The sequence below is a fragment of the Marivirga sericea genome (assembly GCF_900177665.1).
GTDB lineage: Bacteria > Bacteroidota > Bacteroidia > Cytophagales > Cyclobacteriaceae > Marivirga > Marivirga sericea.
In genome coordinates, this window is record NZ_FXAW01000001.1 from 329,712 (window position 1) to 354,223 (window position 24,512).

Sequence of the window (24,512 nt, forward strand, 5' to 3'; positions counted from 1 at the left end):
AAATAAATTTTAGTAACGACTAACTCAAAAAATTATGGAAGCGACATTAGAAGCACCAGTGGAAGCAAAAATTTCCGACATTCAACGCATTTTTGATAAACAACACGCTAACTATATGAAGGTTGGCAATACAACAGTTTCAGAACGAAAAGCTAAGCTTAAAAAATTTCATCAAGTAGTTGAGAAATATCGCCCTCAAATCAAGGAAGCGATGTATAATGATTATCGAAAGCATCCCAGTGAAGTGGATTTAACTGAAGTATATCCAGTTACCAGCGAAATCAAACATGCTCGCAGGAAATTAAGGAGTTGGATGGGAAAACAGCATATATCAACTCCTCTGGCTTTGTTGGGTTCAACTTCAAAAGTACATTACGAACCAAAAGGAATGGTTTTAATCATTTCACCATGGAATTTCCCTTTTAATCTAACTTTCGGCCCTTTGGTTTCTGCTGTAGCTGCAGGGAATACTGTAATTATAAAGCCATCCGAGATGACACCACATTCTTCTGCTTTGATGGGGAAATTATTGGCTGAAGTATTTGAAGAAAATGAAGTGGCAGTAATTGAAGGAGGAAAGGATACTTCTACCGAATTATTAGCTTTAAAATTTAACCACATATTCTTTACAGGAGCTCCTAGCATTGGTAAAATTGTGATGGCTGCAGCAGCTAAGCATCTTACCTCAGTAACCTTAGAGCTTGGTGGTAAATCACCAACCATAGTAGATGAAACAGCTGATTTGAAAATGGCAGCCCGCAGAGTAGCTTGGGGTAAATGTTTGAATAATGGTCAGGTTTGCATTGCTCCGGATTACGTATTTGTACATGAAAGTAAAAAAGCAGAATTCGTATCTGAAGTCAATAAAGCGATCAATCATTTCTACTCAGAAAATGCTTCCGAAGAGAGTTCCTATGCTCGAATTGTCAACGAACACCATTTCAATAGAATCAAAAGCTACGTAGATGATGCGGTAAGTAAAGGAGCGAAGGTTGAACTTGGAGCTAAATTTGATGAGTCGCAGAATTACATTTCTCCTACAGTCATGACCAATGTTTCAAATGATTCGAAACTGATGACCAATGAGATTTTCGGACCCATTATGCCAATTTTCACTTTTAAAGATGTAAATGAGGCAATCGACCAAATTAACGAGCGTGAAAAGCCATTGGCTCTGTACATTTTCAGTAAAAGCAATAAAAATATTAATCATATTTTAAAAAATACTAGAGCAGGTGGAGGCTGCATTAATCACAGTTCGGTACATTTCTTCAATACAAACTTGCCATTTGGTGGGTCCAACAATAGCGGAATTGGTAAAGGCCACGGATTTGATGGTTTTAAAGCTTTTTCTAATGCAAGAGGTGTCTTACGCCAACACGTACCGAATGCATTGGAACTATTGCTACCACCTTATACTAATTTCTCTCAAAAGCTGATTGACTTTACGATTAAGTACTTTTAGTATCTAAACTCCAAACTATGACAAATTCAGAATATGATTTTATAATTATTGGGGCAGGAGCCGCAGGTTGCGTCCTAGCTTCTCGATTATCGGAAAACGGAAAGCATAAAGTACTGATACTAGAAGCGGGAGGCAGTGATAAAAGCAATGATGTAAAGATTCCGGCTGCATTCCCCAAAACCTTTCTTTCGCCACTAGATTACAGCTATTATTCGGTTAAGATGAAGAGTATGAACAACCGCTCGGTTTATTTACCAAGGGGAAAGATGTTGGGAGGCTGTAGTAGCAATAATGCCATGATTTATATCCGTGGTCATAAAAATGACTATGATCAGTGGAAGAAGTTAGGAAATGAGGGTTGGTCCTATGAAGAGGTGCTTCCTTACTTTAAGAAAGCCGAAAATAACGAAACAATAGCAGATGAGTATCATGGCAAAGGAGGTCCTCTTAATATCAATAATAGAAATTACACTAATCATCTATCTGATGTTTTTGTAGAAGCCGGACAAGAGCTAGGTTATTCAAAAAATGAAGATTTCAATGGAGCTGAGCAGGATGGATTCGGTTATTTTCAAGTTAACCATATTAATGGGGAAAGATGTAGTGCGGCTAGAGCTTACCTTCACCCTGCGGAATCAAGGAATAATTTGACAGTAGAGATTCATGCTGAAGTAGAGAAAATAATTATTGAGGATAAAACGGCTAAAGGGGTTGTCTATCATCAAAATGGGGTGCGCCATGAAGTACATGCTCGTAAAGAGGTGATTTTAAGTGGTGGTGCCTACAATAGCCCAAAAGTACTAATGCTTTCAGGTGTTGGTGATCAAGAGGAACTAAAGAAGCTGGGAATAGAAGTTAAGCACCATTCGGCTCATGTTGGTAAAAATTTGCAAGATCATATGGTATTCTTTGTAATGTTTAATACCACTTATAAAAAGACCTTAGATGCTGCAGAACGGTTCCCTATCGTGATTAAGAACTTGGCAAACTACCTGATTTCTAAAAAAGGCCCTTTTGCAAGTAACATAGGTGAGGCGGGAGCTTTTGTGAAATCTTCAGAGGATAAGCCAAATCCAGATGTGCAGTACCATTTCGCTCCTGCTTTTTTTGTAGAGCATGGATTGAAAAGTCCCAAAACAGGTAATGGATATTCCATAGGAGGGAAACTGTTGAATCCTAGTAGTATGGGTACAGTTTCTTTGGCGTCTAGCAATTATCAAGATAAGCCCTCGATTGACCATAATTATATGAGTACTGAAGATGATGTGAAACGTTCAATTTGGGGCTATAAACTTGCTGACAAAATAGGGAAATCAAAAGCTTTTGCTCAACATTATGGTAGTCGTTTTATACCTGATAAACCGATAGAAGATGATCAAGAGATAGAAGAATTTATTCGTAATACGGGAGAGACGCTGTATCATCCTACATCAACTTGTCGCATGGGCAAGGAAGGCGAAGCAGTGGTAGACAATAAGTTAAAAGTCTATGGAATCGCTAATTTGCGTGTAGTAGATGCTTCGATTATGCCGAAGATTGTTAGTGGCAATACTCAGGCACCTACCATTATGATTGCAGAAAAAGCAGCGGACCTTATTTTAGAAGAATAGGTCACTTCTGAATAAAGTCAACTTCTTTACTTTTTACATATGATAAAATTAAAAGATGGATGTTGCTGGGGTCTTCGAAGGAGTCTTAGTGATATCCACTTTTCATTATCCAAAAGTACTAGTTGAGAATGAATAGGTGAAAATTTGAATAATTTAATTTTGAGCAGAGTTTACTCTACTTTATCGACATTTTTTGGTACCTGGGTTGTAACAATTAGTACTCCAATTCCCGCCATTATAGCACCTATTAAAAATGGTGTCAAATAGCCAAATCTAATTGAATAACCCGAGACAAAAGAGCCCAGAGATATCCCCAGACCAAAGGCCATTGTTACTACTGATAATTGCGTTCCTGTATTGCCTTTTTCTGCTAAATCTCCAGCTAACGCTAGGGAAGGGGCAAAGACCATGGCAGCACTTATACCTTGAAATGCTCGTGCCGTTATCAATTGCCAAGGTTGTGTTACCAATCCCTCAAGAAATACTATGGGTATAAGACCGACTAGGCCAATGATGATAAATATTCTTCTTCCGAATTTATCGCTGGCTTTACCAATGATAGGCTGGGCAATAGCCAATGCCCCAATTAGCGCACTAAATTCAAGGGAAAACATAAATGCACCTTGGGAAAGCCTTTCATTAGTTTTGGTTTCAATTGGAGCAAGTAGTGAAAAGCCAAAACTCATAACTAATGTTGCTAGCGCTAAGGCAAATATTGGATCTAGTATTCTCCCTTTTTCCGCGGAAGTAATTCGAATCTTCATTTTTCTGTTGCTAGGTTCGGTTTCTTCCGGATCTGAAACAAAAAAGGCTACCAGCAAAGCACTTAGTAATGCTGCCCCAGAGGCTACTAAAAATGAAGCTACAAATCCGTTGATGGGACCTATTAAGGGCAAGTTATATGGACCGCTTTCTACCAAAACTCCACTAGCGAGAGGACCCAGTCCGAACCCGATCAATCGGAATGAGTTATAGACGCCCATATTATTACCTCGCGTCTTTTTTTGGCTTAGCTCGCTTACCAGAGCCAAGCTTGCTGTAATCGTGAAGGCTGCGGCTATTCCTTGCGCAATACGAATCACCATCAATAAATAATATGTATGAGCTAGTGAGTAGGAAAAATTTGCTAAGGTAAAAATAGCAAGCCCAAGCACTACAAAAAGCTTTCGCTTCCCTATTTTGTCGGATAGTCTTCCGGTAAACGGCTGTGAAAAACTGGTTATCAGTCCAAATAGTCCAAGGATAAGACCTGTGATTAGGCTTTCTGTAAGTCCTAGGAATTCTCCTTTAATGCTTTCGCTTGCGATATAGAGTGGAAGTACTACGATGAGAAAAGAATTACCCATAGCGTCTGCCATTCTAGCAAATCCTAATATTACTACCCTTCTATCAGTGCCGAATATATCTTTCCTTTGTCTTTTTACCAATCCGAGACTTTTAATTTAGCATCTTCTATTTGTCCTGTTACGGCAGTTTTAAATAAAAGTATAGCGTATCAACAAAGAAGGTAGTTGATGGTTTTAATTTTTTAAAGTCTGTTACTTTTTTCAATATACTGATCTAATTTTTTATTGGTAGTTTTCTGAATCTTGTTCTTCATGAAAGAGGTCCATCCCAGCAAATACCCAGTAAAACCCATAGCTTGTTGGGTCCATTTCCACAGGTTAAAAGTATCTATATGTTCAATTATTTTGCCATCCTCAAATTTAAAATTAGCCTCGACTGTATTTACTACTTTTCTTTTCCCGTAAAAATACTCAGCAATCCAACGAGCCTTTCCTGTGTCAGAAGCAGTATGAATGATTTCATATCTAATTTTAATATCTCCATTTTTAGGAGTTAGTAGCATTTTCCACATCGACCGAGCTCTTGGACCTTCTAAGATCCCAAAAGCAGGATCTTGAAAAACTATATTTTCGTGATAGCACTCTACCATTTCTTCACTTTTCCCATTTGAGAATCCAGTATAGAATTTTTTTATTAGTTCTTTATTGTTCATGATGCTTATTTTTTGTGGGAATTACGTTTGAAGTATTCTACTAACTTATATTTTGAACTGTCTACCCTGGCTAGAGCGTGTTTTTTTAGCCACAATGTAGCCATTATTTTCTGATGCTGGACTTTAGATTTTCTAAAGCTTAATTGTAGCTTGATTCTTAAAGCTAAGGTTGATATTTGTTGGAGTGCATGAGAGTAAATTTTTGCTACCTACTATTTTGTTATTTGAATTTAGAAACATCTAAAAAGTTTTTAGTGGAGGCAAAATGTCTCCAACCTTTTCATTCAAAATGGGGTCTTATATCAAACTTAATTGATTTGCGATGAGAAAAATAATTGTTGCCTTTTTTCTTCTAACATGCATCTGGGCATGCGAACCAAAGGATGGAGAAATTTCAAAAGATTGCACTTATACTGCAACGGTTGTTGATCTATCAGGCATGGATGGTTGTGGTTATGTTTTTCAATTGGATAATGGCAACTACCTTGAGCCTGTCTGGCAATGGGGATGGTGTGGTACTCCTCCTTTACCCGAAGGTGCTACTGAAGACCCACTATGGAATTTCAGATTCGTAGAAGGCCAGCGGGTAAAATTAGGATATGAAGTGGCAGAACAAGGAGGAAGCATCTGTATGGTAGGAGAGCAGGTCATTATTACTTGTCTGGAAGTGATTGGAGAGGTCCCTGTTGAGCAATAAAGTGTCGTTCAACCTTTATTCTATCTGTAATTATGCTTCACACAGGCAATCGTTGATCAGCCTTAAATGCTCCTCGCATATGCAAAATCCACTGCGATTCATTTAGAGGTGAAACTCCCTTAAATGGTCTAATCTTATCTTCCGTAGTAGTCGTTTTTTCGTAGCCATCGAGGCTTAGTTTTAGGCGTCCTTTCCCAGAGGTGGTCGCATTAAATTTTATGCCGTAATCAATAGCTTCTGCCACAGCAACACGTCCTTTTAATATAAAAAAATCATCATCGAAAGTCGGAGCCTCTATCTGCGCTCTCATTTGGTTGAGGTCTCCTGAAATGGGCCCCAGTAAATCTTGTTGAGCTTTGATTTCAAATGCATACATCGGTTCTAAAAGATCAGTTCCTGCGTTCTCCAAGCCTCTGAGCACACCCATAGGAGTGGCTAGTAAAAAATCACCTGGGTTAGAATGTACATTATGTTCTGAGCCTTCTATAAGAGTGATGGATAAATCCGTTACTTCATAGCCTTTAAGTCCTTGCTTTAACGACCAAGGGATGGCTCTCTTGACCTCATTGATGTATTTATTGCTTATCTCACTGGTGCGGACTTTAGAAGTAAAGGAAATTCCACTGCCCACTGGTGCTGGATCGAGTAGGAAGGTCATAATGGCCCAGCAAGGTTTAGGCATCCAATAGCGAACATAACCTTCTGCTGACTTGGAAGGTGTTTCCTTATAAATTACTTTAGGTTTTAGGAATTCTGCCTCGATTGACCATCGCTGCACCAAGTTTTCTTTCAAAACTTCTGTTTGGATTGGGCCTAAGATTTTGAGATGAAACTCTCGGACTTCTTTAAACCATTTAAAATCTAAAGCAGGGTCTTCAAGGTTGAGGATCTCCAATGCTTCCCCTAGTTTTTGGTAATCCTTATCTTCAATAGCCTTTACTTCTACTCCTAAAACCGCATCACTAATCTTCGAAAATTCATCATGAAGAATTTCCGTGCCCAGTGCATCTCCAGCCTGAATGATTTCAGTAGTGCTGATAATGCCGACTTCCCCTGGTGACAATTCTGGAAATTGCGCTAAGCTGCCGAGATGTGGCTTAAAGATCTGATTAATTTTAATTTCCTTTTCAAGTTGTTGCGAATGAATGCTGTCTTTGGTTTTTAGGAGACCGCCATAAGATTTTATGTAGGCTAATCTCCCTAATTTATCATGAAACTCTACTTTAAACACCTTGGCAGAGGCTGTTGAGAAATAGGTTTGGGGATGGGAGAGGAGCACTGTGAGATTATTTAATAAAGCTTCTATTCCTATTCCCAGTTTAGCACTTCCGAAAAGGACAGGAAAAAGTGACTTGTTTTCTATAGCTTGCTGAGCTTTTTCTAAAATACTTTCAAAATTATCCGTTTTACCTTCAAGGTATTGTTCCAAAAAAATCTCATTGCATTCGGCTAGATTTTCTAGAGAAATTTCAAGGATTGGAACTCCTAAATGACCAGCAGTATTTGTGAAAGATCTTAATTTAGGATCATTTGCAACGGAAAGATCTGGAAAGTTCAAAGCGAAGAGCTTTGCCCTTAATTCTTCCTGAAGATCTAAAAAGACTTGCTCCGTATTGACTCCATCGCGATCAATTTTATTAATGAAAATGATAACAGGTAGGTTTCGCTCTTTCAAGCTCTCCCATAAATTAAGGGTGTGGGCTTGCACGCCCTCCTTGGCAGAAACGACCAAAATTACCGCATCTAAGATTGAAAGAGACCGATCTACTTCAGCAGCAAAATCAATGTGGCCCGGTGTGTCCACCATTTGAAAAATATGATTTTTCCAAGTAAAATTAACCGCTGCTGATTTGATTGAAATCCCTCGGCTTTTCTCAATCGCTAAACCATCCGTTATAGCAGAGCCTTTATCAACACTTCCTTGAGATGCTATGGCACCAGAATGATGCAATAAACACTCTGTCAGAGAGGTTTTGCCGGCATCCACATGCGCTAAAATCCCTATGGTTGTAATAGTTTTTGGAGACATCAATGAACAAAACTAGTAAGTTTAATAGGCTTTTTCAGGAATTAAAACACTTTTTGGGAATTTTAATAAAAAGGAAAAACATGGGGTTCATACTTTTTTTGTGGTTTAAATACTTTGATAAAACTTTTCTGCTTGTTTTCGTGCGTGCAGATAGGTCAGATTCAGCACTAGATTAGTTTAGAAATTGTAGCCAATGGAAACTGCAGCTAGTGGATGAACTTCTGAAAGAAATTTTCCGGATAATTCCCGCGGTAGTTTAGAAAATATATTTGTCTCTATAATCGGGGTGAAACCTGCTCTAAATAGAAATCGACCATCAGGTTTTTGATATCTGTATCCAATTCTAGCAGATAAGAAACCATCCCAAAACCAATCAATAGCAGTATTACCGGAATCACGAGAAGCCTCTCGAATAATCACCATGCCGACACCTGCTTCAATATGGTGGTTATTAATAGATAAAATCTCGTTAATTCCAATAGGTATCCACACATCTCTAAAACCTATGAAAGGAGGGTAGTACGCGATTCCTATTTGTCCGGTTGTTTTAAGAAGCTCACTATTAATTAATATTCTTTCATAATTGATTGAGTATATTAATCCATGGCCACCAAGTTCCAATTGAAAATTATTCTGATAATCAAATTTTTTTGAATACTGAGCTTGAGCCGAATATAAACTTGAAAGTATAATTACCAGAAGTAAAGGAATTAGGTTTTTCATAAAATAAAATGTAAATAAGATTTGGTCAAATGCAATTTTCTTTCATATTGATTAAACGCTACGTGTATCTATTTTAGTATGAATTGTTGGCATACTATTGATTCCCATTTCAAACCCTATTTCAGTTGTGATAACCCTATTTTTTTTTGTGAAAAAGGAGAATATTCCTTCAAGCTCATTTCCAAGTCCTGAATTAGCTGATTGTTTTCGTTCATAGATCTTTTCAGACTATTAAGATAAAATCCTATTAACAACCTAAGTTGTGAAAGGATGGGTAAAAAATAGCATGGTTTACTATTTGACTATATCTATGATTGATAGTCGAGGATTTCTAAAATTCGAAGGTTATACCTTTTAAGGAAGTGAATTTACAATTTAAAGCTTAGTGCTTTTAAACTAAAAAATTTTATATTTACCTATGGCACTAGCACTTATAAGACAGGCGATCACGATTTACTCTTTAATTTTCATATTTAATGTGAGTTATAGTAAATCCCAGAGTGCTCCTCCCAGCATAGAAATTGATTCGAAAGGTCATTCTGGTAAAATTTATAATCTTTCATATACAGCAGATGGTTCCCAACTTATATCAGTATCGGAAGATAAGAGCATAAGGGTTTGGAATACTGTTACTGGTGAGCTTATCAAAAAATATGTATCTGAAATCAGCGATGGCTATGGTGGAACTTTTTATACGAGCAGCATTTCTCCAGATGGTAAGTTATTGGCCGTTGCAGGCTACCCGGTAGAGAGTCAAAAAGAAAATTACATATTAATAATAGATTTAGAGGAAGGAAAACAAGTTGGCACGGCTGTAGGGCATTTTAATGTGATTCAATCACTCGATTTTAGTGGTAATGGACGATATTTGGCCAGCGGAGGTGATGATGGCTACATCATTATCTGGGAGCTTGAAACAAATGAAGGTGGGATGGATTTAACAAAAGTCTCCACCATTAACATGGGTACTCCTGTATCTTCTGTTTCTTTTAATAAAAAGAGCCAAGATTTAATTGTAGGCGCAGAAAGCGGAATCTTTATTTATGATCTATCAGTTATTCATGAAAATGGTGATTCTTTTCCGAATAAAAAGCTTTCCAAATACAAAGGAATTGTCAATAAAGTGAGTTGTTCTCCTGACGGCAAATATATTGCTGCTAGTACCTTTGAGAAGGAAGTATTACTCTGGCAGAATGATGGTAGTTTTATTACTGCTTTAGACGAGCAGGAAGGCATTGTTAATGCCCTTAGCTTTTCCTATGATTCTCGTATTCTGGTAACGATGGATATTGCAGGTAAAGGCATTAGCTATACACTACCTAATGCTTCTAAAATTGCAAGCTTCGATGCTCACGATAACACTGTTTTCGCAGCAGCTTTCTCACCAAAATCCTTAGAAGGCAATTATATGATAGCTACAGCTGGGGGTAATAATCATGAAATTTACATGTGGAATGCCATTAGTGGGCAATCTAAATTGAGTATCAAAAGCAAAGGAAATACGATTTGGGGCCTCGCTTTTGGTAAGGAACTTGAATTACACATTTCTACTGATCAGCGCAAAGACAAAACTTATTCTCAAAGCTTCGATTTCAAGAGTTTTCAACTGCATGCTGAACCGATTAGTGAATCAGGAAAGCAAATTTCAAGTGTGCCAAAAATGAAAGTGTACCAAAAGGATCTTTATTCTTTGGATATTGAAAGAGGGGGCACTATTGTGAATGATCCAAGAGTGGATGGTAGGATTTTAGCTTTTACTAGTTCAATTAATAATGAACTTATTGTTGCCAGCGATTTATCACTTAAAATGTATAATAGGGATGGGAATCTCAAAAAAATATTTAAAGGGCATAAGGGAAGCGTAAGGTCTGTTTCTGTCAGTGCCGATGGAAGATATCTTGCATCAGGCAGTGAAGACCAATCTGTGATCTTATGGAAATTGGATGAAGAAGGAGTTTTACCTAGCATTCGGGAGGTCTTCGATGATCCTATCTGGCAAGAGTATTTCGAAAGTCTACCATTTGACTCTTTAACATACATCACCAATACCAGTGCTTGGCAGGAAACTATTAACCTGATGAAGGATGCTAAAGATAGAAACTGGAAAGACCTCAATGAAGTCTACGAACAATTAGGTGCTGTTGCCGAACCTTTTTTAAATCTATTTATTTCTGCTGACAAAGAGTGGGTTTGCTGGGCACCAAAGGGTTATTTTAGTTGTAGTAGCGATGGTTCGCGTTATTTTGGCTGGCATATAAATAGAGGAATAAATACGCTTGCTGATTTTTATATTGCTGAACAATATTTTGATATTCTGTACAGACCTGAAATCCTATGGAAAAGTATTGCAAAAGGAGAACGAGTTGAGGATATATTGAGAGCAGAAGGTGACGAGATTTTTGACTTGACAAAGCTAAATAGGCCTTCAGCCATCTTTTTTGAGTTAACGAAGTCTCAAATTGATTCTGCTGGTCTTGATTATCAGAGGGGTACTTATGTTTCTGAAAGTCCGACTTTATCACTAGGTGTAACCTATTATGACGGAGGGGGAGGAGTAAAGGAAATTAACATTTACCAGAATGAAAAACTCATTATTCTGGATAAAGAAGTAGAGAGCATAGGTGAAGGTAGAAAAGAGAAAAAGAGCTATGAGGTTAATTTATCTCCAGGCTTGAATAATTTTACAGTAGTTGTAAAGAATTATCAAAACACTGAATCAAGAGAAGATAAATTAAAAATCTCCTATGATGGTGTTATGGAGGCATCATCTAACCTTCACATTATTTCTATTGGGATAAATAAGTATAAGAATTCTAAGTACAACCTGAATTATGCGTTTTCCGATGCTCAAACTTTTACCTCAACAATTCAAAAAAATACCAGCTCACTATTTAAATCTGTCAATCTAGTAGAGATTTACGATTACGAAGCCACTAAGGATAATATTGTTTCTGCTTTTGATGCGGTAAGTAAAAAGGCCGGTATTCAAGACGTATTTATATTTTACTACGCTGGACACGGAATTATTGATGAGGAAAATGAAAGTGAATACTTCTTGGTTCCTACGGATGTCACTAGCATTTATGGTGATTCAAAACAGCTCCAGCAAAAAGGTGTTTCTGCTTCTGATTTGAAACTGCTCTTGTCAAAAGTAAAAGCACAGAAGCAATTAATTCTTATGGATGCCTGCCATTCCGGTGGAGCCGTAGCAGCAATTACAACGCGAGCCGTGGCCTCAGAGGAAAAAGCGCTTTTTCAATTAGCAAGAGCTTCGGGTGTAGTAATGGTTGCTTCCAGTGGCTCAAAACAGTTCTCCACTGAATTTGAATCTTTAGGTCATGGAGTATTTACTTATGCTTTGCTAGAGGCACTGGATGGTAAAGCTGATCAGGGTGATGATAAAATAACAGTAAATGAAATTAAGCTTTATTTAGAAGAGCGGGTTCCTTTTCTAAGTAATGAGTATGGAGGCAAAGCTCAATACCCAACTGGCTTTGTGCACGGAAATGATTTTCCGATTGGCATCGTGACAAGGTAAGGGAACCGACAACACACAGCTTAACAACTATGCGGGTAGGTCAAAACTGCATAAGTAGCGTGATTTAATTAGCTTTAAAATAAAGGTGGTTACCAAGCTCTCTTAATCGATGGTTTTCTATCTTTTATTAAAAAAACCTTTGTTCCTCCTTTTGATTTTTCTCAAACGTTTCTTTTTATTGATAGATTTCCGAAGACCATTAGGTCTTTTTTTGCCAAATATTTTGAATTTCCCAGTAGTGCCGTAACGTTTGCTTGGGTTGAGCTTTCTTAGCTTTGCACGCTTGAATCCGTTCGGCCGAATAGGACTGCCGGAGTTGTTGGTTAAAGTTTTACGCCTAAGTGCCATAGCCATCTTGGTTTGTTCAATATGGCTTGCGTTTTCGTATTTGTAACCCGTTTTTAAGAGGTCAAAGCGCAACACTATTTCATGAGTAGGATTAGCAGATGAAAACAAGCCATTTCCTATGGTCTCATATGTATATCCTAATGCTAAGCGATTATTAATAGAAATACCAGTAGAGTAGCTCCATACTTCTGAGCTACGAAAAGCTGCACCCACAGTGACAATTTCTTGAAAAGTGTAAAACATACCAGCGGACCATTGACTCCCAGTAGAAGCAAGGTTTTGATAATTAAAAACAGGTTCTAATAAATCTTTTCTTGAACGCATTGGTAACAATACCCGAAGGTAACCATTGTAAAATTGAGAGAAATCTATTCCAGTTCTTTCGGTTTCCAAAGTGCTGATTAATCTGTTAGCAGAAACTCCTACGAGAAAATAACGACTTCTATAACTAGAACCTACTGAGAAATCATAATTAGTGGATTGACTTGCTAAGTTTGTTAAGGCAGACTCTGACAAGTCCTCAGCAAATATATTATCGAAATTCACATTTATAGTGGATAACTCTCCAGAAATACCAAATGAAAAAGCATTATCAGCATTTAGAGGAATATGATAAGCAAGTGCCCCAGACATGTGTAGATTATTGTAAAAATTAATATTTTCAGAAAGAATACTGAAGCCTGCCCCAAATCTAGTATTCGGAATGGGAGTGTTGATACTTAAGAAATTACTATTAGGAGCCCCAGGTGTATCTTGCCAGCTTTGGTTCCTCGCTAAGGTGATAGAGCCGTGATCAATTCCTGCAAATGAGGGGTTATAGATAAATGTATTGGTAAAATTCTGAGTAAACAGCGGGATGTCTTGTGCTACTAATACTCCTGAAAAAAAGCTTAATATTAAGATGATTAGTATTTGTTTTTTCATATTCCGACTATTTTACCACAGTTATTAACTGCTGCTGTTTGACTTGCATTCCAGCGAACCTAATAATCACTATGCAGACGTAATTGCCTGATTCTAGCTCAGGTCTATTAGCTATAGTGCTGGGAGTATTACTAAAAGAGGTAGATGAAAATACCACTTTACCCCATCGGTTTAGAAGTTGCACCTGATGATCCTCATATTTCTCAATATTTTCGATATAAATAAAATCGTTTTGACCATTGTTATTAGCTGTAATGATGTTTCCAATAGTAATAATGATCTCGGTGTTCACAATGACTGTTTGAGTCACAACATCTTCACAAGGACCATTGGAAACAGTTAAAGAAACTGTATAATTTCCAGGGAGTTCATACGTATGCGTTGGATTTTCACTAGCAGAGGTGCTACCATCTCCAAAATCCCAGCTCCAATTATTTACCTCTCCGGTAGAAGTACTAGTAAATTGGTATTCTAAGTCACTGAGAGGAGAAACCATAAAGCTGAAGTCTGCTGTTGCGGGGGGAGCCAAATTATATGAAATGTTTGAGGGTACGCCAACACCACAGCTATTGACACCTGCTACTGAAATTTGACCTGCATCTTGAGCCGTATAAGTAAGTTCAGGTGTATCAGTCGTCACGGATCCAGAAGGAGTTTCCCATTGGTAGCTTTCTGCACCGTTAATTGCCGATGTCGTGTAAGTAACTTCATCGCCAACACATAAATCATTAGGTCCATTAATCTCAGCAGCATCATCTGGAGCAGACAAGACCTCTATATTGATTTCACTTGCACCTGAGCAACCATCAATGTTGACCGTATAATTTATTAATGAAATACCTATGCCTGCTACTGTAGGATCGAAAGTGCCTGCATCAGGGTCAGTAATTCCAGAGCCACTCCATTGTCCACCGCTAGGTGTTCCAATTAAAGTGATAGGCGTACTTTCCAAACAAATTGGAGCCACTTCATCAATCGATACTTCAGGACTTTCATTAACGAGAATGGTTGTGGTTTTTACGTCTTGGCAGCTACCAACCTCAAGGGTATAGGTGATAATATTTTCACCAATAGTTGCAGAAGTTGGATCAAAGATGCCACTAGCTTCATCAGTAATACCAGTACCGCTCCAGCTTCCGCCAGGATTTATTGCACTTAAGGTGACGGGTGCATCTCCAGAACAGAAAGGTCCCGCTGCACTGATACTCGCATCAGGTGTTTCCAATACTGTTATGTCAATACTTTCTTCATTTGAACAGCCTAATTCCGAGATAGTGTAGGTAATCGTAAAAGTACCTACACCTGCTGTATTCGGATCAAAAGTACCAACCGTTCCATCAGTGATGCCAGTTCCACTCCAAATTCCACCTGAAGGTGTAGCGACTAAGGAAGTCGATGCATCTGACAAACAGAATGGACCCTGTGCGTCCAAAGTGATAATGCTAACAGGATTGACAGTAATTGTTGCAGATCCTGTAACAGCTGTTGCTGCACATCCACTTGCATCACTAGCACTTACTAAGGTGTAGGTAGTAGTTTCTGTGGGGGTTATCGCTTCGACATGTCCATTATCTATGCCTGTTAACACAACATCTGCTGCTCCATCATTATAGGTTACCTCAAAAGGACCAGTCCCGGTAAGCGTAAAAGTTAGATCGCTAGATTCGCCTTCACAAATAGTAACATCTCCTGCAATAGCAACCGTTGGTAACGGATTGATGTTGATTGTTGCAGATCCTGCAAGAGCAGTTGCCGCACAGCTATTTGCATCAGTTACACTCACTAAGGAGTAGGTGGTAGTGGCCGTTGGAGTTACCTGTTCTATATGTCCATTATCAATACCAGTTAATACAACATCTGCTGCTCCATCATTGTAGGTTACATCGTAAGGACCAGTGCCGGTCAGCGTAAAGCTAAGATCGCTAGATTCTCCTTCACAAATTGTAGCATCTCCTGAAATAATAACCGTTGGTTCGGGGTTCACTATTACTGTTGCAGAACCTGTGACAGCAGTGCCTGAGCAGTTATTAGCATCAATCACACTCACCAAGGAATAGGTGGTAGTAGCTGTTGGTGTTACCGATTCTATATAACCATCATTTATACCAGTTAACACAACATCTGTTGCTCCATCACTATAGGTTACATCGTAAGGACCAGTCCCGGTCAGCGTAAAAGTTAGATCGGTAGAAGTTCCTTCACAAATAGTAGCATCTCCTGCAATAACAACTGTTGGTACAGAGTTCACGGTTATGGTGAGCAAAGCGTCTAAAATGGTTTCGCAGGTTTGCCCTGCATCTTCACCTACCACGGTTAAAATATTATCTCCCAATATAATACCATCGACACCATCAGTTAAGGTGATAGGAGTGACTGCATTTCCTTCTGTCCAAGTTCCAAGTTCATTTCCTCTAGTGCTTAGATTCGTAAAGTTACTGTACAGCTTATAGGTAAAAGCCGTCTGAACGTTTGCACCAATGCTGAAATCAAAGGAACTCCCGTCACAAACACTTAATTGACTTGCAGTTGGTATTGCAGTCGCATCCACTAAGGGGGCATCCCCATTGATTATCCAATTATTTGGGGCTCCTGTAAGCTCATTTCTTCCTGTGGCATCACAATAAGTAAGTCCTACAGCGCCCAAGGTGATGCTGCTAGGGATGGCAGTTTCCCCTGCTCCGCCATCAATAGTTCCCCAACCCAGTAAAGTAGCTTCATAATTTGCGGTTGACATCCCCGAATTATCTAACATCTCTTCCATATCCAGCACATTTCCAATATCCCAACCTCCCAAATCTTGATCAAAAGCAGTAGCACCTCTAAACATTCCATCTTCAAAAGCACCGCTTGGCGATGCTCCCATATCCGTTACATTGCTTACATCCCAACTACCAATATCTCGATTAAAAGCAATTGCAAATGAAAACATTCCGCTCATGTTTGTTACATTACTTACGTCCCATCCAGATATATCGGAATTGAAGGCCTGAGCATCTGAAAACATTTGACTCATATCTTCAGCAGCGGTTAGTGTCCAGTTTGCAATATTCCCGTTGAAAACATCTGTGGATATAAACATTCTGTCAAAGTTTACCACCGTACTCACATCCCAGTTACTTAAATCCTGGTTAAATGCATTTGCTTGTTGGAACATCCCTTCCACGGTTAAAACGCCATTCAACTTATTTGCCCATCCATCCAAAGGCTGATTAAAAGAATCTGTAAAAGCAAACATCCCACTCATGTCAGTAGCCCCGATAACATTCCACGCCTCAAGAGGAGAATTATAATCATTTGCTCCGGCAAACATCCTTACAAAATTTTCTACTAAACTCACGTCCCATATACTAATGTTCTGATTGAATGCCTCAGCTCCATCAAACATTCTTTGCATTGATGTTACTGTACTCACGTCCCAAGCGGCTATATCGCCATTAAAAACTGATGCACTTTCAAACATGCTCTGCATTGAGCTTACTCCTGATAGGTCAGGAATATCAACAGCGTTATAGGTAAGGTTAGAACATCCTCTAAATGCTGATTCCATTGATCGCCAAGCGATATCTCCCCATTGTTCTATCGTTTGTATTTTGGCAGTGTTCGGATCAAGCTGACTAGGGTCATTGAAATATATTTGGGGAAAATTTCCCGAAATGGAAACCGTATAAGTACCAGCAGAAGCGTAAGTATGAGTGGCATCACCTGTTTGAGCTGTACTCGTATTACCATCACCCCAATCTACGTCATAAAGGTAACCTCCTCCAAAAGTAGGTATGTTAATCGATTCGCTAGCTGTGGTCGTCCTCCAGGTGGTGATAAAGGGTGGGCCAGGGGTCCTAATCAGAACATTTCCATCTCCAGATAAATAATTACCACCAACAACTGTGGTATTTAAGAAATTATCAGAGGAAAGGGATGGATCTGCAGCTAGGTTAGAGAAGAGGCCATTAGTAGTAGCTCCTTGATTAATTTCAAAATCTTGTGGGTTATTATTGTTATGGCTTATAAACACAGACCCGGAAGAAGTGCCTCCTACTGTGGAAATGCTTGCGTTATTACCGTTAAGATTAGAGAAAGAACCAGAGCCAATTACCTCATTTAGAGCAGTTATACTTACGTTACCACCTCCTTCAAGTGGGTATTCTGCACTTATGGTGGAAAAGTTTACTGACCCTGCAGAAGAATTTAAATCTATATTACCACTAGCACCATCACCTACTGTACAAACAGTTTCAATTTCACCTGTAGTAATGTTACCAAGGGCACTAATTGTTAAATCACCACTTCCTGCTGAACCGCCATTTGTAATAATACCATTGGGTATTGTTACAGTTCCATCACTTGTAAGTGCTACATCACCACCGCCATTAGTCCCACTTGTATTAATCCCTAAACCTGCTGCAAAAGTTATGTCAGCTAGTGACTGGATGATAACAGGAGCTCCGAAAGAACCAGATGCCACAACATCTGTATTAAAAATTAAGTCCCCTACAGTACTGATTGTTATATTTCCTGCCCCTTGGGCTCCACTAACTTGAATGCTGGAGAATGTTGTTGGAGCAGCTCCGCCTGTGGTAACATTTAAATTACCAAAAATACTCCCAACACCTGGTTGCGTATTAATATCTAAGGGCTGATTGATATTACCAAAAATATCTAAGGTGATGTTGTTTCCCTCATTAGCTGATGCTATAAGTTCTAATGGGGTAGCAGTAGAATTCAAATTCCCTGCGGTACTTGTAATTGTAATTTCTCCTGCCGTTGAAGGGAAACCAGTCGCTGAAGCATCTACTGTTCCATTTATGCTAATATCTCCGGCGGCTGTTAAGTCAATGTCGCCACCATTGTCAACGGCAGTAGTGTTTATGCCTAATCCAGCCCCAAAAGAAATCGTATTAACATCTATGAGAATATTTCCACCAGCACCGTTAGCTCCGGTAATATTAGAGTTAAGATTTGTATTAAACACTAAGTTTGAACTGCCGATTGCAGTAAAATCTCCACCTCCATTTGTGCCATTCATATTCAGCACAGCAATAGTGGTTGTTCCTGAAGCAATATCAAGTGAGACAGATCCGCCAGCACCTCCCGTTACTCCATTTTCACTCACATTAAAAGACAAGTCGTTTAAAACCTGATTTGAGTTAATAGCTATAGAACCTCCAGCACCTCCGGATGAGGCTGAGGTAGAAACATCAAAAATTAAATTACCTACTGGTTTAGACAATGTTTGAGCATCGATAAGTATAGAACCGCCACCACCATCTCCAGTAGCTAAAAAAGAGCCTGTTATATCCACTATGTTACCTGTTATATCGATTGTATTACCATTTGCCATTGTACTCCCCGCAGAAGCATCTACATTGCCGTTAATAGTAATATCGTTCCCTAATAAAGTAATTGGGCCCGATCCAGGTCCCCCTGTTGCTGCATCGAGAGTTCCAGTAGTAATATTATTTGCGGACGAGATATTAATCGGCCCAGAACCACTAAAACTATCTTCTGTTGCTAAGTCACCACAAGTAATATTACCAATGAAGCTATTGAGGTTTAAGGCAGGGCCTCCCGAATTCAAATCTAATACATTAATAATTCCTCCATCAATGTCTACGCCACCACCGCCAATCCCCCCATTTGTAGAAATATTACCAGTTGCTGTAACTGTGCCGTTAACTGCATTTAGTGTTATTGCACCACCAAAATCAGTGCCTCCGCTAGAGGCAAGGCTAGTGACCGAGATATTTCCGCTTGTACTTGTGATATCAATGGCTCCGCCATTTGGCACACCATTGTTTGTAAATGCTCCTAATAAACTAACATCTCCACCTGCCGTTATATTTAGAATTCCTCCAGAAATTAGTCCGCCATTTAGATTAAAGCCAGGAAGCGTTAAATCACCACCCACATTGAATGTGACATTTCCAGAGGCTCCTAAACCATTAGGACTGATTGTATTAATAGTAGTAGGGCCTATTCCAGAGGTTGTGATACTAATATCACCACCGCCTCCAGCTCCTCCAACCGTATTTATGCTTAGAGGAGTTAAAATACTTCCAGCTATAGTTAAGGTAATCGTGCTCCCGTTTTGGTCTGAAGCATTTAGACTTAGCGGGCTCGCCGAAGAATTTAAATTACCTCCAGTACTCTGGATAGAAATAGTTCCGGCACCAAGCCCACCTCCATCGGAGTTTACAGTTCCATTTATATCTATATCTCCACCTGCAACTACATTTATATTTCCGCCAGCACCACTTGCTGCTTGAGAACTTAAGTTGTTAAACTGTATTACATTTGCAGCAATTAGATCTATTGTTCCTCCATGAGTAACAATAGATTCTGTTGACCCAGCCATAAATCCATTTGCATTTAAAACAACAGAAATTGATTCGGAGTCTCCAGTAACTCCATCGAAGATACTTCCCTGTAAATTAATATTGTTTTCCGCATTGAGCGTAAGTGTATTACCAGCACCACTTCCATTATAATCAATATCAACCAAAAGATTAATATTACCTTGTTGAGCACCACCTGTATTGGTATTGATGGTAACATCACCGGAACCCAGTGCGCTAGTAATTAAATTAACTCCTAGCTGGGCATTATCTCCGGTTGGGTTAAAAGGAGAAGTGGTATTGATATTGGTATTTCCTCCACCCGCTACAATATCAATATTCCTTGGATCTAACAACCACTCGCCTCCATTACTACTTTCAGCGCTCACATCAGGGACGGTGCGCACGTCTAGGTTTATCTTTCCACTGGTTTCAATAAAGCCTCCTTTACCACTACCTGTTCCTTTGGCACTGAGGTTACCATATACTTGCGTAAAGTCATCCGCCCACACAATAATTCTACCGCCATCGCCATCCGCTGTGGCATTTGCTGTTATGGTAGCATTTGGGGCTATATAAGTTTTTTGCGCATTGGGTATACTCCCTTTACCTTTGAAGTCGCCACCAATTAAAATGGTACCGCCTCCATTTGGAGCAGATGCATCCAAGTAAGCTTTTTCTCCGATTTCAACGTCACCTTTAGAGAGTATCTGTATGAGCCCACTTGTTTTGTTGGATGTTATCTCACCAAATACTTGACTTAATCTATCTGCAAAAACTGAAACTTGAGCTCCATTTAATGCCCCTGTTACGATTAATTTTCCTTTCCCATCATTTCCTTCTAGTGCTTTGAGGTCAATATCGCCTGTAGTTCGAATAGTCTCTTTCACTTCGATCTCAGAAGCAGTTACATCTAATCCTTTATCACCCAAGTCTAAAACCTCTGAAAAAGTGACTGTCAGAGGAGTCTTGGAAACGGGATTTGAATTGATCTTCAAATTCTGTCCAAAAGAAGCGGGCAACTTGCCAATCTCTAACTCCTTCACATTAAGTCCTGTCACAATCTCAAGCGTTTTATTTTCTGGTGACAATGTCATAGAAAATTCCTTGTTATTGCATTTAAGGATGAGAAAAGTAGCATCTTCACCAGACTCTAAACTAATATCAGTATATCCGGCAGGAATATTTATTTGTTGTACCCCAATAGCTGAAAATTTGATCCAACTGTCCGGCACAGTTTGTAAAAGCAATTTATCTTTCGAATAACCATCTGAGTCGGAAAGCATTCCTTGATTATTGATCAAATCAGATGTTTTATGAGTAGAAAAGGCTGAACTATGAGCTAATACAGTTCCGTTAGCCAAGGTGAGTTTACTAATAGTTGATAATCGTTTAGTAGTATCAGCCCCTTGTTGTAAAATTTTCGGACTTAGTAACGTTGAGAAAAGTAAAATGAGTAATAAGACATTGTTCATAGAAGATCTAGCACCTAAGATATTAGGTTGGATGTTATTACTTTGAAATATAGTTTTAAGCTTCATTCTGATTGCCTATTTACTTTTTTGGTGTCTCAATAATCGTTTGTAAAAAGCAATTACTTTTGCAACCAGTTGTGATTATATCCCCCTAAAAAGGAGTTTTATATAGTTCAATGCATTTAAATTATACAGTAGCATTAATGTATTTCAGTAGCACTTATTGCTGACTGTAATTTTATTTCCCTCATTACTAAATAGCCCTTACTCTTATCCCTTTAAAGAAGAGATCATTTGTTCTATAAAAAATCTAATATTTTACCTAATAGTGATATAATCATTCATGCAAAATACAGTATTTCATTTTAAAATGATAATTTTTGCACTGTAAATCAACAGTTAAGTCTGAGATAAACAAAATTTTATAATGGAAAATTTAAATTTTTCGATAAAAAGCTTTTCTTATCCTATTGAATTGTTTGATTTTGGCTGGTTAAGCAAGATTAGGAGGCTAATGTGCTTTGCCAATCTTTTAAGATTTTGTGATTTCCATTAGAACCTCATGCTCTAGCTTTTTAAAATTATTAAGGAAGCCAGCAGTTCTCTAAAATATTTAAGATGCAATTTTTTTGTAGTGTGCTGAGGAGGATCAATTGCTGTTATTCCAATTTTTAAAGAGTTTCTATACTAGAAAGTCTATTAAATTGCCTATTAAAATTATAGCTAATGTAAATGTTAGCATCCCCAAGAAATATGCAAGAAAAGCTTTCATATAGCTCGAAAACTTCTTCTTATCAAAAAACTGTGCAATGGCCCAAGTAGCATAAATAACAAATAGTATTGCGCCAAATTGCAATACTGCTAACTGAGTCAGTCCCTCTATAATTCCAAAGAGCGCTAATATTAGCATTCCTATTCCCATTACAAAACATAAAAGAATCAGGATTTCAAAAAAATTATAACCAAATTTTTTAAATAGCACTTTTGCCCATAGTGCTATGAAAATTCCCATAATTAAATTTCCATATCCATAATTATCGGAAATCCATCCAAAAATATACATGGCAGTTGAATTTTCAGAATCATTGTAATGGATATATCCGTCTTCAAATTGTAAAATCTGTCTAATAAGTGAATAGATTAAAGAACATATGATGATGAATATCACGGGTTTGACAAGTCTGTTTCTATCTTCTTTGATAAAGCTGCGGATGGTGGAGCCCGGCCGAATGAGCAATTCCCGAATGGTATACAATATGCCTTTATCCAGGTACAAAACGCTTGTGATTTCTGTGAAGATGTACCGACCGTTAATTCTATTTAAATCAGCTTTTCTTCCACAATTTGGACAATAATTTTGCTCTACTTCGGATTTGCAGTTTTTACAGATGCTTTTCATGCCTTATTTTAAATTTCTTTCCTTTAACAATTGCTCTATTTTCTTAGCTTTTTTAGAATTATTAATAAAGTGATAGGCTAACCATAATGGTATTAAAGTGAGAAAACCCCAAGTGTTTACAACAACACTATAAATAACAATACCAAAGAGGAACCCAATGATGAGAGCATTAGCAATTGGGTTGGACTTTACTTTTTTTGACTCATCTAACACTTCTTGGTCACTAAGTTCGGAGAGTTCTTTGTTTTTCATAGCGTATCTTTTTGAAAGATGAAATCTATTTGCACTTTATTCAAGAGTAGGTAAAAAAGATAGTTTTAAAAGCAAGATAGTAAAAGTAGTTCTATTTAGCACTAATCATCATTATTTAGCATCACCTAGAAATTAAATGCAACTTTCTGAGGAATAGTACGATGGAAAGAAGAGTGTATGTGCAAAGGGTTTAGTTTCTACTGATTACAGCAAATTACTTTGCTCAATATTGATCACCACATTAGAAGGGCAGTGTCCTTTACTTAAATCGTCCATGGCCTCTGCTGCTTCGTCAAGAGTGTAGCGTTTATGGATGATAGCATTAAATTTGCCTTCATCTAATAATTGTACAAGATAAGCTAAATCTTCTTGATCAGCTTTTGCAGAAAGGGTTTTCATTTTCTTTCCTCCAAAAGAAAATAACCAGCCAAAGAATATGGATTTTAATACTTGACCTAGCGTACCGCCTACCATCACATATGTACCATTGGAATTTAAAATCCGTCTGTATCCTAATAAGGGATAATTTCCGTTGATGGCCAGAATTAGATCGTAACGATCGCTGCCTTTGGTGAAATCAGTCTTCGTATAATCTATTACTTTATCCGCACCTAAATCAATGCTTTGCGCCACGTTTTTGGAGCTACATACCGCAGTTACTTTTGCACCGAAATATTTCGCCAATTGAATTGCAGAAGTTCCAACACCACCGGCACTGCCGACAATTAACACCTTTTGTCCTGCGTGGATCTTGCCCTTCTCTCGCAATGCTTGCAGAGCTGTTGTTGCAGCTACTGGTAAAGTGACAGCATCTTCAAAGGATGTATTGGCAAGTTTGAGAGTGAATGCCTTTTCGGCAGCTGCTGTGTATTCTGCTAAGCCACCAAATTTAAAATCTGTTAGATCTCCGACTACGGCATCACCCGCCTTGAACTGCCGAACATTTCTTCCCACCGATTCGATGGTTCCCGATACAGCAGATCCAAATATTTTCTTTTTTGGAATGATCCCAATTTTCAGGGAACGATAGTCTGCAGCATTTAAGGATACTGATATCACTTTTACTAATACTTCATTGACGCTAGGTATAGATTTTCCTATCTCGCTTATTCGCAGTTTGTAAGGGGAGTACTTTTTGTTATATACTACTGCTTTCATCAAAGTCATATCAAATCTTAAGGTTTTTAATTATGCATCGGCTTGCTCAACATTATGCTTATAAAGATATAGTTTTTCTTAGTAAAAACTAGGGGTATTTAGTTGGGGGTAGGATGATACACTAGGAGCTCGCGAAGGAGTAAAAGTAGTTTTCATGCCACCTCAAGGGAGCATGAAAACTGATAGGTTTATAGATTAATGACTTTTTCCTTGGCGTCTTCTGAAGTAATTTGCTCCACGAAATCAGCAAATACCTTTTTATGAAGGTCAAGGTCTAAATCAGGTGATACCGATACTCGGGCAAAATAATCCTTGTTGTCTTCCTTGGTCGTTCCTTGGGTAGAAGTTGCTGGAATGGTCCAGTAGCAGCCTTTTAGCTGTCCATAGCTTACGCAGTATTTACTTTCTTCAGGGATTTCACTGTTCATCATATTGATCAGCTTGTTGTTTAAAGTGCTTTTGTAGGTTTCCCTTTCTTCATGCGTTTCACCTTTGGTTGGTAAGTCTAAGGAATACACAGAAGGAGTGAAGCCTGCTTTAGCTTATTCTTCTGAAACGAAATT

General features: G+C 38.4%; 14 protein-coding genes. 4 read left to right on the forward strand and 10 right to left on the reverse strand.

Annotated elements, in window-relative coordinates; genetic code table 11:
* Positions 1-34 precede the first annotated feature (34 nt).
* Both B9Y84_RS01280 and B9Y84_RS01285 read left to right on the forward strand, forming a co-directional pair.
* Positions 35-1,465, forward strand: a complete 1,431-nt coding sequence (locus tag B9Y84_RS01280; RefSeq protein ID WP_085515280.1) for an aldehyde dehydrogenase family protein — start codon at positions 35-37, stop codon at positions 1,463-1,465.
* Positions 1,466-1,482: 17 nt separating this feature from the next.
* Positions 1,483-3,075, forward strand: a complete 1,593-nt coding sequence (locus B9Y84_RS01285; RefSeq protein WP_085515281.1) for a GMC family oxidoreductase — start codon at positions 1,483-1,485, stop codon at positions 3,073-3,075.
* 170 nt (positions 3,076-3,245) lie between these two features.
* Here the strand turns inward: B9Y84_RS01285 and B9Y84_RS01290 are convergent, their stop codons facing one another.
* Positions 3,246-4,502, reverse strand: a complete 1,257-nt coding sequence (locus B9Y84_RS01290; protein ID WP_221406399.1) for an MFS transporter — start codon at positions 4,500-4,502, stop codon at positions 3,246-3,248.
* Positions 4,503-4,603: 101 nt separating this feature from the next.
* Positions 4,604-5,074: a nuclear transport factor 2 family protein gene (locus B9Y84_RS01295; protein ID WP_085515283.1), complete on the reverse strand. Its 471-nt coding sequence runs from the start codon at positions 5,072-5,074 to the stop codon at positions 4,604-4,606.
* Positions 5,075-5,396: 322 nt separating this feature from the next.
* Between B9Y84_RS01295 and B9Y84_RS01300 the strand changes: the two genes are divergently transcribed.
* Positions 5,397-5,771: a hypothetical protein gene (locus tag B9Y84_RS01300; RefSeq protein ID WP_085515284.1), complete on the forward strand. Its 375-nt coding sequence runs from the start codon at positions 5,397-5,399 to the stop codon at positions 5,769-5,771.
* A 37-nt stretch (positions 5,772-5,808) separates the two neighbouring features.
* Here B9Y84_RS01300 and B9Y84_RS01305 read toward each other — a convergent pair whose 3' ends face one another.
* Together B9Y84_RS01305 and B9Y84_RS01310 are read right to left on the reverse strand one after the other, a co-directional pair.
* Positions 5,809-7,800 (reverse strand): elongation factor G, encoded by a 1,992-nt coding sequence (locus B9Y84_RS01305; RefSeq protein WP_085515285.1) that lies wholly within the window; start codon positions 7,798-7,800, stop codon positions 5,809-5,811.
* A 177-nt stretch (positions 7,801-7,977) separates the two neighbouring features.
* Positions 7,978-8,523 carry a hypothetical protein gene (locus B9Y84_RS01310; protein ID WP_085515286.1) on the reverse strand — a complete coding sequence of 182 codons (546 nt, stop codon included), beginning with the start codon at positions 8,521-8,523 and terminating at the stop codon, positions 7,978-7,980.
* Between the two features lie 418 nt (positions 8,524-8,941).
* On the opposite strand from B9Y84_RS01310, the gene B9Y84_RS01315 reads away from it, so the two are divergent.
* Positions 8,942-12,061: a caspase family protein gene (locus tag B9Y84_RS01315; RefSeq protein ID WP_085515287.1), complete on the forward strand. Its 3,120-nt coding sequence runs from the start codon at positions 8,942-8,944 to the stop codon at positions 12,059-12,061.
* 117 nt (positions 12,062-12,178) lie between these two features.
* On the opposite strand, the gene B9Y84_RS01320 is transcribed toward B9Y84_RS01315, so the two are convergent.
* The 6 genes from B9Y84_RS01320 to B9Y84_RS01345 all read right to left on the reverse strand — a co-directional run bounded on the left by B9Y84_RS01320 (position 12,179) and on the right by B9Y84_RS01345 (position 24,467).
* Positions 12,179-13,333 carry a PorP/SprF family type IX secretion system membrane protein gene (locus tag B9Y84_RS01320; RefSeq protein WP_085515288.1) on the reverse strand — a complete coding sequence of 385 codons (1,155 nt, stop codon included), beginning with the start codon at positions 13,331-13,333 and terminating at the stop codon, positions 12,179-12,181.
* A gap of 7 nt (positions 13,334-13,340) precedes the next feature.
* Positions 13,341-21,206, reverse strand: coding sequence for a BspA family leucine-rich repeat surface protein (locus B9Y84_RS01325; protein ID WP_085515289.1), 7,866 nt, complete (start codon positions 21,204-21,206; stop codon positions 13,341-13,343).
* A gap of 616 nt (positions 21,207-21,822) precedes the next feature.
* Positions 21,823-22,539, reverse strand: a complete 717-nt coding sequence (locus B9Y84_RS01330) for a DUF3667 domain-containing protein (RefSeq protein ID WP_085515290.1) — start codon at positions 22,537-22,539, stop codon at positions 21,823-21,825.
* A 3-nt stretch (positions 22,540-22,542) separates the two neighbouring features.
* Positions 22,543-22,791 carry an FUSC family protein gene (locus tag B9Y84_RS01335; RefSeq protein WP_085515291.1) on the reverse strand — a complete coding sequence of 83 codons (249 nt, stop codon included), beginning with the start codon at positions 22,789-22,791 and terminating at the stop codon, positions 22,543-22,545.
* A 204-nt stretch (positions 22,792-22,995) separates the two neighbouring features.
* Positions 22,996-23,949: an NAD(P)-dependent alcohol dehydrogenase gene (locus tag B9Y84_RS01340; RefSeq protein ID WP_139827916.1), complete on the reverse strand. Its 954-nt coding sequence runs from the start codon at positions 23,947-23,949 to the stop codon at positions 22,996-22,998.
* 188 nt (positions 23,950-24,137) lie between these two features.
* On the reverse strand, positions 24,138-24,467 hold the full coding sequence (locus B9Y84_RS01345) for a hypothetical protein (protein WP_085515293.1): 330 nt from the start codon (positions 24,465-24,467) through the stop codon (positions 24,138-24,140).
* Between the last annotated feature and the right edge of the window lie 45 nt (positions 24,468-24,512).